General features: G+C 68.3%; 11 protein-coding genes. 8 read left to right on the plus strand and 3 right to left on the minus strand.

Translation table 11 applies throughout. The features are described 5' to 3' along the window. Positions 1 to 2: 2 nt before the first annotated feature. Both ACQBAU_RS16350 and ACQBAU_RS16355 read left to right on the plus strand, forming a co-directional pair. A complete protein-coding gene (locus ACQBAU_RS16350) occupies positions 3 to 1,136 on the plus strand; it encodes a hypothetical protein (RefSeq protein WP_465259399.1) in 1,134 nt (377 codons plus the stop codon). Between the two features lie 68 nt (positions 1,137 to 1,204). After that, the gene (locus ACQBAU_RS16355; protein ID WP_465255589.1) at positions 1,205 to 2,191 is read left to right on the plus strand and encodes a hypothetical protein; all 987 of its coding nucleotides are present in this window, start codon (positions 1,205 to 1,207) and stop codon (positions 2,189 to 2,191) included. Between the two features lie 124 nt (positions 2,192 to 2,315). On the opposite strand, the gene ACQBAU_RS16360 is transcribed toward ACQBAU_RS16355, so the two are convergent. Continuing rightward, complete coding sequence (locus tag ACQBAU_RS16360; protein ID WP_465259400.1) at positions 2,316 to 2,693, minus strand: hypothetical protein; 378 nt, start codon at positions 2,691 to 2,693, stop codon at positions 2,316 to 2,318. A 272-nt stretch (positions 2,694 to 2,965) separates the two neighbouring features. Here ACQBAU_RS16360 and ACQBAU_RS16365 point away from each other — a divergent pair, with 272 nt between their 5' ends. The 5 genes from ACQBAU_RS16365 (at position 2,966) to ACQBAU_RS16385 (ending at position 7,706) form a co-directional block, all read left to right on the plus strand. Next, positions 2,966 to 3,289: a hypothetical protein gene (locus tag ACQBAU_RS16365; protein WP_465259401.1), complete on the plus strand. Its 324-nt coding sequence runs from the start codon at positions 2,966 to 2,968 to the stop codon at positions 3,287 to 3,289. An 84-nt stretch (positions 3,290 to 3,373) separates the two neighbouring features. Beyond that, entirely contained in the window at positions 3,374 to 3,943 is a 570-nt protein-coding gene (locus tag ACQBAU_RS16370) for a hypothetical protein (protein ID WP_465259402.1), read from the plus strand. 431 nt (positions 3,944 to 4,374) lie between these two features. Further along, positions 4,375 to 5,187, plus strand: a complete 813-nt coding sequence (locus tag ACQBAU_RS16375) for a hypothetical protein (RefSeq protein WP_465259403.1) — start codon at positions 4,375 to 4,377, stop codon at positions 5,185 to 5,187. Beyond that, the gene (locus ACQBAU_RS16380) at positions 5,184 to 5,651 is read left to right on the plus strand and encodes a hypothetical protein (RefSeq protein WP_465255584.1); all 468 of its coding nucleotides are present in this window, start codon (positions 5,184 to 5,186) and stop codon (positions 5,649 to 5,651) included. Before ACQBAU_RS16375 ends, ACQBAU_RS16380 begins: the two co-directional genes overlap by 4 nt. Positions 5,652 to 5,654: 3 nt before the next feature. Further along, positions 5,655 to 7,706 carry a right-handed parallel beta-helix repeat-containing protein gene (locus ACQBAU_RS16385; RefSeq protein ID WP_465255583.1) on the plus strand — a complete coding sequence of 684 codons (2,052 nt, stop codon included), beginning with the start codon at positions 5,655 to 5,657 and terminating at the stop codon, positions 7,704 to 7,706. Positions 7,707 to 7,771: 65 nt separating this feature from the next. Here the strand turns inward: ACQBAU_RS16385 and ACQBAU_RS16390 are convergent, their stop codons facing one another. Beyond that, positions 7,772 to 7,936, minus strand: a complete 165-nt coding sequence (locus tag ACQBAU_RS16390; protein ID WP_465255582.1) for a hypothetical protein — start codon at positions 7,934 to 7,936, stop codon at positions 7,772 to 7,774. A 498-nt stretch (positions 7,937 to 8,434) separates the two neighbouring features. Between ACQBAU_RS16390 and ACQBAU_RS16395 the strand changes: the two genes are divergently transcribed. Further along, positions 8,435 to 8,917 carry a dihydrofolate reductase family protein gene (locus ACQBAU_RS16395; RefSeq protein ID WP_465255581.1) on the plus strand — a complete coding sequence of 161 codons (483 nt, stop codon included), beginning with the start codon at positions 8,435 to 8,437 and terminating at the stop codon, positions 8,915 to 8,917. Positions 8,918 to 9,015: 98 nt separating this feature from the next. On the opposite strand, the gene ACQBAU_RS16400 is transcribed toward ACQBAU_RS16395, so the two are convergent. Next, positions 9,016 to 11,157 carry a DEAD/DEAH box helicase gene (locus ACQBAU_RS16400; protein ID WP_465255580.1) on the minus strand — a complete coding sequence of 714 codons (2,142 nt, stop codon included), beginning with the start codon at positions 11,155 to 11,157 and terminating at the stop codon, positions 9,016 to 9,018. Positions 11,158 to 11,180: the final 23 nt, after the last annotated feature.

Below are 11,180 nucleotides of genomic sequence, written 5' to 3' on the forward strand. Positions count from 1 at the left end.
GCATGCCAGACACACCCAGCTGGATCAACGACCCCACCGGAACACTCGGCGCGGAGATGAACGCCGCCGAGCTCCGCCGCGCCCAATCAGCCCTGCTGGCACACGACACGAACACGCTGTCCGCCAGGGCCGGGGTGCTCCACGGTCTCAACGTCACCGTCGCCGGACTCACAGCAACCGTCGGCATCGGTTCCGCTGTCGTCACACCGGTGGCGGGCGCCCACGGCTCCTACGTGGTCGCCACAGCCGCATCCGAGGCGGTCACTCTGGATGCACGGGATGCGACGTATGCGCGGATCGACCTGATCGTGCTGCGCATCCAGGACCCCGAGATCTCCGGCACGACCGCCGGCGCAGTCGTGGACAAGGTGACCGGCAGCCCGGCAGCAGTACCAGCCGCGCCGACGGTTCCGTCCGGTGCGCTCGAGTTGGCGCGAGTCACCGTGCCGGCCGGGACCGCGAGCCCGTCGGTGGTCGACCGCCGGCGGTGGACCGCACCCTTGGGCGGCAGTATCCCGTGCCTGTCGACGTCCCGCCCGTCCGGTGCCGGGCTCCGGCCGGGCCAGTTGATCTTCGAGACCGACACCGCATCGACCTGGCAGTGGACCGGCAGCTCGTGGGAGTGGGTCGCCGGGAACCGTGAATGGGTCAAGCACGCAACCGGGAGCCTGTTCTTGCCATCGTCGGGAGGGTTGAACTGGTACAACGATCCGCACCTCACGGCGACCGTCCCCTCGGGCAAGTACCTGTTCGACGCGCTCATCGTCTCCGAGTGTGCCGTGAACGACACCGACATCTCGACGGGCTTCTTCGGGGTCACCACGATCAACGCGATCTCGATGCACGGCTCCCACCTGACCGCAACGTCCGACACCGGGCCCCATGGTCAACTTCTCCACGATCGACCAAGCAGGTACGTACGGTGTCAACTGGGGAAGCGGAAACTGGTTCACCTCGGTCCGGCTGTCCGGCGTCGTCACCGTACCCGGTGGCCTGATGGGGTTCCGTCACCGCCGCTACACCAACACAGGCAACCAGGTCGTCCGCCGGCCAGGATCGTGGTTGCGGTTGACCCGGGTCGACTGACGTGCCGGCCATCCAATGGGCCGCAGTCGAACCAGCCACCGGCCAGCTGATCGCCGAACTCCCCAGCCTCCGCGTCACCTCGTCCGTGCCCGTCATGATCGGCCGGGCCGGTGGTGCCGTGTCTGCCGAGCTCCCCGTCACCGAGCTACCGCCCCGGTGGGACCTTGCCACAGAACCCGGACGCACGGTGATCGTCGCCACCTACGACGATGCTGACCAGACTGTCCTGTGGGCCGGGTGGGTCGTCAGCCGCGAGGGCGGCTCGGGCCCCACGATCAAGTTGTCGATCGTCGACATGTACGAATGGCTCGACCGGGCGCCCCGTTACACCGACCGCGAGTTCACGGGTGTCGAGCAGACCCAGATCATGCGGTGGCTCGGGCTCGACCTCCTCGCCGCCACATTCCACGGCACAGTGGTCGAGACACAGACCGGCATCCTGCGGCAGCGGACCTACCTCGGCGACGACGACAAGACCCGGCTGTCGGCGATGCAGCAGCTCATGTCCGTCATCGACGGGTGCGAGTGGATGATCAGCTGGCGATGGGCCGCGGACGGCACCCTCGTGTGTGAGCCGACCGTCGCCGCCAGGCTCGGCCGTGCCACCCTCCCCGGGCACGAACCGTTCCTGTTCTCCCGACCCGAGTGGCGGACGGTGCAGGACTACAGCTCCGGACGCGGCGCCACCATCGTCACCGGTGTCGCAACCCGTGAAGGTGACGAGCGCGTCCAGGTCACCGTCACCGCCCAGGACCTCCTCGACGCCGGATACCTGCCTGTCGAGTACAGGTGGACCCCGGACACCGGATCCACATCGGAAGAGCTCATCGGATCGTACGTCGCGGCGAAGGCGACCGCAGTACGGCAGGGAACCGACACCTATGTGCTGACCCTCCACCTCGCCGACACCGACATCGTCCTCGGCCGCACGATCGGTCTCGGCGACGACGTCCAGGCAGACCTCGCCAACACCGCCTTGCCTGAACTGGACAGGACGGTACGGTCCCGGCTGATCGGGTGGGTCGCCGAACCGGATCCGGTGTCGGGCCAGATCACCCGGATCGAGCCGATCCTGTTCGGGCTCAGCGACGAAGGAGGCGTCTGATGGGCCTGCTAGACGCGTACCAGCCTGGCGACGACGCCGGCCTCCGCCAGATCCTCGGCAAGATCGGCACACTCCGCCGCGACCTCGACGAACTGTCCGCCAGCGTCGGGAAGTTCGGCGCCATCTACAGCCAGTCCGGCATCACGATCCGCGACGGTGGGACGATTACCGGCGAGGGCGGCGGCGCGCTCGACTGGTCCGGCGACGCGGACTTCGGCGGCACGCTCGACGTGACCGGCGCGGCCACGATCGGCGGCACACTCAACGTCACCGGCGACGCCACGTTCTCGGGCGACACCACACTCGGCGGAAACCTGACGTTCGGGAACGACACGATCCCCCCGGAGGCCCTGTCGTCCCGGGCCGAGGCCAAGACGTTCACGGTCGGAAACGACGGTGCGGGTGGGATGGTCACGAGCCGCACGATCAGCCTCACCGTGACCGCCCCTGCGTGGGCGACCGCCACGAGCTGCATGGCGTGGGGCGTGTCGTCGCTCGCCATCGCACCCGTTCGGGGGGTGTCGCACATCACGATCGACGGGAATCAGGGCACGACCATGGAGGGCGGCGCGGACTTCTCACTGAACGTCAGCGCCGTCCATGCCCGCGACCTGACTGGCAACGCCAACTTCACCGTGGCGCTGTTCTCCGGCGTGCAGGGAATCGACCCCGCGTCCATCGCCCAGACACACTCATCGTGCAGGCCGTTTTCACACGCTGAGACCATTCCGGCGCGTGTCCCCCGCGTGCGCCGATTGACCCACAGGAGGGCCAGTGGAGTGGGGAATCGTCGGCGCCGCAGTCGTCGCAATCGTCATCGGAGCATGGCAAATGTGGAAGCGGCTCGCACCCGATGTGCGAGCCGAACGGACCGAGGAACGGCGGCTACGGCGCCGCGACAAGCGGCGTCTGGGCCGGGCGTACGACTGGGGCGACATGGCCGAACGGTTCATCTACGAGTCCCGCACCGACCGGCGTCGTCACGACGACAAACACCACCCCCCCCCCGGCGACGGCATCGGGGTCACCGAACTACCACCCGAGCTGCGGCACGGGATCCGCACTTGGGCGTCTCAGGGGGAGGACGACGATGAGTAGGGAAGAGATGGCGGCCGAAGATGTCGCCGACGAGCAGCGCATCAAGGCCGCGGGGAGGCGCGCCAAGACGATCGCGCTGCCACTGTGGATCTCGCGACACTCGCGATCTGCCTCACGATCTTCGTGGTCGGGATGATCCTGTCGAACGCGATCACCGACCGCGATGTGGCGCAGCAGCAGGCACGTGAGCAGGCGCTCACGATCGAGCAACTGTGTGCCCGCGACGACGAGACCGCTCGCCGTCTCCACGAGGTCGGCGCGTGTGAGAAGGCCGAGCAGGTGCAGCGCGCCGTGCCCGGGCCACAGGGCGAACCCGGCCCCCCGGGCGTACCGGGTGAGGCCGGCCCGCAGGGCCAGCGTGGCCTACCCGGACCCACAGGGCTGCCGGGACCGACCGGACCACCAGGGCCGCAGGGCGAGGCTGGTGCACCCGGCGCAGAGGGCGAGCCCGGCCAGGACGGTGCACCCGGGGCACAGGGCACCACTGGCGCCCGCGGACCACAGGGCGAGCGCGGCCCGGCAGGACCGCAGGGGCCAGCCGGCGAGAAGGGCGAACCCGGAGCTCAGGGCCCGCAAGGTGAGCCGGGAGCAAAGGGGAACCTGGCGCGGCCGCCCCGTCCATCGAGGGGCTCCGCTGCGAAGGGTCGCAGCTGATCGTCGACCTGTCCGACGGCACGAGCCGGACCGTGGAAGGCGCGACCGCCTGCCAGCAGCAGCCGCAGGAAACGCCGTGAACGCGCTCGACCTGGGCGTGTGCGTCGGGCTCGCCGTATACATCACGGCCGTGTTCCTCATGCGCGTGTTGATCACCCATTACCACCGGAGGAAGCACTGATGGCGACACCACTCACCCTGAAAGCGATCGAGGCCGAATGCCGACGGCTCGGGCTCGTCGACATCGAGTACGTGCCCGGCGCCGTCGGCCGTGACCGGCCCGGCGCGTTCTCACCGATCGGCATCACCCAGCACATCACCGCCGGCGGGCTCGGCCGCCGCACCGAGCTGCAGTACATCAACGACATCATCAACGGTGACTGGTCCGTGCCGGTCAAGGCGAACGCCGTCACCGCACCAGACGGCACGCTGTGTGGCTCAACGCCCAGGGCAACTCCAACCACTGCCTGTACTACTCGACCGCCGCGCTCAACGCCGCCCGAGCCGGGACGTTCCCGCTCGATGGCAACGCCAACATGCGGGGGTTCCGCACCAAGTGGTCACCCTTCGCGTACGGCAACGAGATGATCGCCGCCCACACCCCGAACCCCATCCAGATCTGGGTGGCGACCGTGTGGGCCGCGGCGATCGCCCGTCTCCACGGCTGGACCGGCCAGGAGACCCACGGCCACGGCGAGGTCGCAGCCGACCGTGGCTGGGGCGACCCGAACATCGACATGGGCCAGCACCGCCGCGACGTGATGGCGCTGGTCCGCCAATCCCACCTGATCCTCGTGCCCGGAATCCCCGAGCGCACCCCCACCGACCAACCACCCGAGGAGGACATCATGGCCAGCCTGCAACAGATGAGAGAGGCGTTCCGGGAGGAGCTCAACGCAGCTCTGCCCTACGGAAACAAGAAGATCAACCAGCTCGTCGACTCGACCGCGCCACTGCGCGGCGCGTTGGGCCTGTACGGCAACGCCAAGCTCAACCAGATCATCGTGATGCTTCGCGGCGTCGCGACCAAGAGCGACGTCGACATCGACCACGAGGCGATCGCCCAGGTTCTCGCCGACAGCCTGTCCCCGATCATCGTCGACGCGGTCACCGCCGCGCTCGGCAAGGTCGAGGTCGACGAGGCGGTCGCCACGCAGCTCCGCGACGAAATCTTCGCCGAGCTGTCCCAGCGTGTCCAAACCCCCGCCGACCCGGTCGACGACAACCTCGGGGAGCTTGCATGAACATCGGACTGTACGCGAAAGCCATCGCCGGCGCGGTCGTCGCTGGCCTCACCGCCGCCACCACCGCGCTCGCTGACGGCACGATCACCCTCGTCGAGTGGATGGTGATCGCCGGCGCGTTCCTGGCCGCCGCAGCCGCCGTGTGGGCCGTCCCCACACTGCCCGAGGGCGTCGCCAGGTACGGCAAGATCGCCACGTCGGCGCTGATCGCGCTGGCCGGCTCCCTCGGCACCGGGCTCGCCGACGGCGCCCTGTCGTCGCAGGAGATCATCACCGCCGTGATCGCGCTGCTCGTCGGGTCCGGTCTCGTGGCCAGCGTGCCGAACGCCGCCGGCGACGATCCTGCCGACCCGGTCACCCGCAAGCTCGTGCCGGTGTCGACAGCCACGAAGGCCGCCCTGGTCACCGGCGGCCGCTCGTACGTCGGGAAGCACTACGCGACGCCGACGGATTCGGAGGGCTGACCGGTGGTCGAGTTCCCCGCCAGCGTCGCTACCGGATTCGTCAGTGCCGATTGGTTCTCCGCGACCGGTACGCGCAGGGACGGCACGGTGACGTTCAAGCCGAACGTCGCTCAAGGCATCGTCCGGGTGCTCGAGTCAGGGCTGCACGTCGAGGCCGTCGACGTTCCGTTCACGGACGGGCTGCTGTCGGTCGAGCTCGCGGCGAGCACGGGCCAGGACTCGAACCCGGCCACGTGGAACTACAAGGCCGAGGTCAAGTTTTCCGGTGCTGGCGGGTACACGACGTACGTCGACGTGCTGCCAGGCGAGACGACCAACCTCGTCACGGACGGGGCCGCGGCGATCGCCGGTCAGCTGATAGTGCAGGGACCACAGGGGCGACGTGGGCCGCAGGGCCTGCCGGGACTCAACGCGATCCCGACCGACGACGCGATCGCCACGTACGCGCTCACCCCCGGCACCGCGACCGCCGACGCGGTGGCAGCTGTGATCGAGGATCGGTCGGGCTGGATCGACGCCCGACTCCACGGCGTCAAGGCGGACGGGGTGACTGACGACTCGGCCGCATGGAATGCGCTCGTGCAGTCGGTGCCGACCGGGACCACGCTGACCTGGCATGGCACGTCGATCCTGCGGGATCAGATCGTGTGGCGGGGCGGGGTGTCCATCGTCGGCAAGGGGTGGGGCAAGAGCATCCTCGCCACCGTCGATGACACCGGGCAGAAGTATTTCAGTGCGATTGACTTCACCCCGACCTCAATGGGCGCGTCGGTCGACAATCCCGTGGTGGACTGCCGGTTCGCCGATTTCGAGATCGACGGCTCCGGCATCAGCGGCCCGCTTCCACACATCGGATCGAAGGGCATTTTTGGCCAGTTCATGAGAAGGTGCCAATTCTCGAATTTGCTGATCCGGGAAACGATTGGCACCGGATTGGGCACCGACTACATGGCCGACTGCCTGATCAACGGTGTGATGACGATCAACTGCGGCCGCAACTGGAAGATCGCGAATGGCGGCGGCGGGCAGGCCGGGATCGGTGTCGGCACCGGCGCGTGGGAAGACGAATCGCTCACCATCAGCGACTGCCACACCATCAGCACCGACCCCGTGAATCGCCCGGCACACTGGGGGATCTTCGTCGAGTGGCAGAGCAATCAGCCGTACAGGGGCAGGGGGATCCGCATCGTCGGATGCTCGGCCACCGGCGCGGACTGCGGATTCGGTGACCGTGGCACGGCCGGGACGATCATGACCGGGAACACTGCGTACAACAACAGGCTCGGGTTCCACACGGCGATGGGCACCATCGACGGCCTAGTGGCCAACAACGTCGCGTACAACAACGCCGAGGACGGGTTCAGCAGTGACCCGACCATTCAGGGCCGGTGTGTCTGGCGCGGCAACAAATCGTACGAGAATGGCAGGGGCTACTACTTCGGCGCGACCGGCAATGTCATTCCACATTTGACGTTCGACGGCAACGAAGCGTACGACAACCGAGGGTCCGGGTTGCAGTTCGCCAGCTCGGCAGTAGGTGGATTCACCGACCTGGTACTCCGCAGCAACCGGGCATGGAATAACGGCACCGAGTCCGCCAATCAGTACACGAACCGTGGGATCAGAGTGGATGCCAACCTGACCAGGTTCTCGGTGTCCGACAACGATTGCACCGACACCCAGGCGGTCAAAACCCAGCACACGGGGATGACCTTCGGGTCGGCGTTCAGTCTCACCGATGGCAGGATCGTCGGGAACGTTCTCATCGGCAACGGCACCCGCGGTCTGGACCTTGGCACCAACCGCACCCGAGTCCGCGTGGCAGACAACTCCGGTTACGCCACCGAGGCTGACGGTGCCGCGACCATCCCCGACGGATCAGCCACCGCCACGGTCACCCACGGGCTGGCAGGCACACCGACCACCGTGATCCTCGGCAAGCGCACGGCGGCGGACGTGTGGGTGTCGGCCCGCACCGCCACGACGTTCACCCTCACCCGGACCGGCACGACCGGCGCGGTCACCGTCGACTGGACGGCGACCTACCGCCCCTGACCACTGCCCCGCACGACAACGGCCCCTCTCCGCCCTGCCTGGCGGAGAGGGGCCGTTTCTTGCGTTCAGCCGTACCGGACGTACAGGCCGGGGACCTGCTCAGCGACCCGGTACGCGACGGACCGCCACCAGCCGGCCGGGTAGTCGTCGTCGGTGGCGGGGATCGTGAGGACGATGTCGCGGGCGTCGCGGAGCTGGTCGACGAGCTGAGCCGCGTGGGCGGCGTGCAAGTCCTCGAGCGCCTGGAATGGCTTCGCTCATTGCCCGATGCCTGCGAGCCTTGGCCGCCACCGTAGATTCGTACCCACTTACTCTGGCTAGGCAGGACACCTACCTGAAAAGTGGAAGGTCGCCGGTTCGACCCCGGCCCTGGCCACCACACGAGAACTGCAGCACAGGCCCCAGATTCCCACCACCACAGGGATCTGGGCCCCTTTCCACTCCCCCGCAATCAGGCACGTCACCTGTCGGCAGGCTGCTGCACCCGTGTACACAAACCAGCGCCCGACCGGCACTCCGGATGCAAGGATCCGTTCCATGCCGGAGCAGCGGTCGGCAGTGCACCAGCCGCACGACTGGTCATGGAGCCAAGGGAGCCTCACGATGAGCAAAGTCGTTGTCAGTCAGACGATCACCGCCGATGGCTACGCCGCCGGCGTCAACCAGACCGAGGCGCACCCGTTCGGCGAGACGGCGGCGACGGGTGGGGCAACAGGCTGCACGCCTGGATGTTCGACCAGGCCGAGGAGAACCGCGCCGAGGTCGAGCAGCTGGGCAAGGCACGCGTGCACATCATGGGACGCAACATGTTCGGTCCGGTGCGTGGCGCGTGGGACCGGGACTGGAAGGGCTGGTGGGGCGACGACCCGCCGTTCCATGGGCCGGTGTTCGTCCTCACCCATCACCCGCGCGACCCACAACCGATGGCCGGAGGAACCACGTACCACTTCGTCACCGACGGCATCGAGGCTGCCCTGAATCGTGCCCGCGAGGTGGCCGGGGACGGGGAGATCGTGATCCAGGGTGGTGCGGACACCATCAACCAGTACCTGGCCGCGGGTCTGGTCGACGAGCTGCGGCTGCACGTGGTGCCGTACACGCTCGGCAGCGGCGCCCGCCTGTTCGACGGGGTGCCGCCACTGGATCTGGAGCAGGTCCACGCCCGCACGGCAAGCACGGTCATCCACGTGACCTACCGGGTGTTGCGCTGATCGGCATCAGCACCGGGAGCACCGGGCTGGAGTCCGCGCTCGCCGGACTTCCAGACCTGGGGACTCTCCTTGAACCGTGAGCCCGACACAGTTCACGCTCACCCCTCCGTCGCCGGAGCATCCACCGGCGCCTGCTCCAGCGTCCGCACGGCACCAGCACGGTCGCGCAGGCGCGCCTGCATGGTGTCACGCGCCAGCTCCGGCGGCAGCAGCTCGGCGAACTTCAGCTGTTCCAACGCCCGCTCAGAGACGAAGGGACCCACGCCAGAGTCGTCGCCCACCAGACCCCGCAACCGGGGCAGCAGGTTCCGGAGCACCCCCGCGCCCACCCCGGACCGCAGCGCGATCGACCGGTTGTCATAGCTGTAGCCCTCGTCAATCGATGTCGGATCGACCGCCTCGAGGGCAGCGATCAGCATCGAGTTCGCACGTCCACCGGCCCAGGTCCACCACTGGTTGCGTCCGGGGGCGGTCTCGACGACGGTCGACCGTGGGTGGACGCGGGGCGCGAGCTCGTCGCGGAGCTCGGCCAGTTGTGCGACGGCGCGGTCGGACAACAGCACCCAGGCCGGGGTCTCTCCCAGCAGAACGCGTCGCTCGGCCTGGACCAGTTCGTACCGTCGGGGTGGGGACAGCCCGATCCAGCGCGAGAACCCGAGCCCCTCGGCTGGCTCCACCTGCACCTGCCGACGGGACCAGCCGATGTTGCGGACGGTCCAGCCGCGGCCGGCGAGGGTGATCACCCGTGGCCCGGTCACCTTGCGGATCAGGACGTGCGGATCGACCGTGCCAACCTCCCGGTTTCCATGCAGGACGGAGAACTCTGGCGGCGACGTGAACACCGACAACACCTCCATGAAGTGCCGATGACCGAAGCGTCGCTCTGCGGCCGGTCCGACGAACACCATCTCGGAATCCGTGTCGAGGTGGCCGGTCTCCACCATCCAGTCGGTGATCGCCACGGTCTCAGCCGGTGTCGCAAGTCCCAGCCCCTGCAGCGATTCCGACCATCGCGTACGGCCGACCTGTCCGCGTTCCAGGCACAGCGCCAACAGCTGCTGGGCCAGCAGATGTCGTGGCGTCGGTGGTGCCGTCACCGGCTCGACGAAGCCGTCACCCCACAGCAACAGGATCGCCGCCGACGCCAACAGGTCACCGTCCCCCGCTGCCAGGAACAACGCATTGCGGCTTGTCCCTGCCCGTCGTCCCGTTCGCCCCAGCCGCTGCAGGAAGGCTGCGACGGTCGACGGCGCACCGACCTGGATCACCCGGTCGAGGTCGCCGACGTCGATTCCGAGCTCGAGGGTGGACGTCGAGACGATCACGCAGTCGCGCGCTTCGGCGAAGGCCTGCTCGGCACGCCGCCGCTCATCGACTGCCAGCGAGGAATGGGAGACGTAGGTCTCGACGCCCAGGTCGGTCAACCGTTGGGCCAACTCCTCCACCCTGGCCCGGCTCTCGGCGAACACCAGCCGCTTCTCGCCGCGATGGAGGGCGGCGATGACTGTGGCGGCATTGCCGAGCGAACCGACGAAATCGAGTTCGACATCGGGTTCCGGTCCGGGTGCCGCCGGCGGATTGATCACGGTGGCGGGTCGAGCGGTGCGACGACCCGAACCCTGCAACCAGGCCAACAGCTCGGCAGCATTGCCCACCGTGGCGGAGAGTCCGATCCGTTGCAGCGGCCGACCGGCGAGCTCGGCGATGCGCTCCAGCACCGCCAGCAGGTGCCAGCCACGGTCGTCACCGGCGAAGGCGTGGACCTCGTCGACCACGACCGTACGCACCTCCGACAGCATCATGCGTGGATCGATGGTGGTCGACACCAACATCGCTTCCAACGACTCCGGCGTCGTCATCAGGATGTCGGGACGCTCGATGGCGATCCGGCGACGGGCCGCGCCTCCCACGTCCCCGTGCCGCAAGGCTGCGGTACGCCCCAGCCAACTCGCGTACCCGGCGACGCGCGGCTCCAGGTTGTTGAGCAGCGCCTTGAGCGGGCACACGTACAGCACGGACGGTCCGGGCCACGCCTCATGCGCCATTCGGGTGAGGATCGGGAACAGTGCGGCCTCGGTCTTGCCGCCGGCCGTCGGCGCCAACAACAACGCGTCCTCGCCCGCCAACAACGGCGCGACCGCATCGGCCTGCATCGGTCGCAGGTCACGCCAACCGAGGCTGTTGACGACGTGGTGCTGGATCACCGGATGCAGTCGCTCGAATGCCTCACTCCCGGCCAACCCGCCACCCCTCTCCGGTGCCG

The sequence above is a fragment of the Carbonicoccus niuqiaonis genome (genome assembly GCF_050157065.1).
Classification (GTDB): domain Bacteria; phylum Actinomycetota; class Actinomycetes; order Propionibacteriales; family Propionibacteriaceae; genus Avipropionibacterium.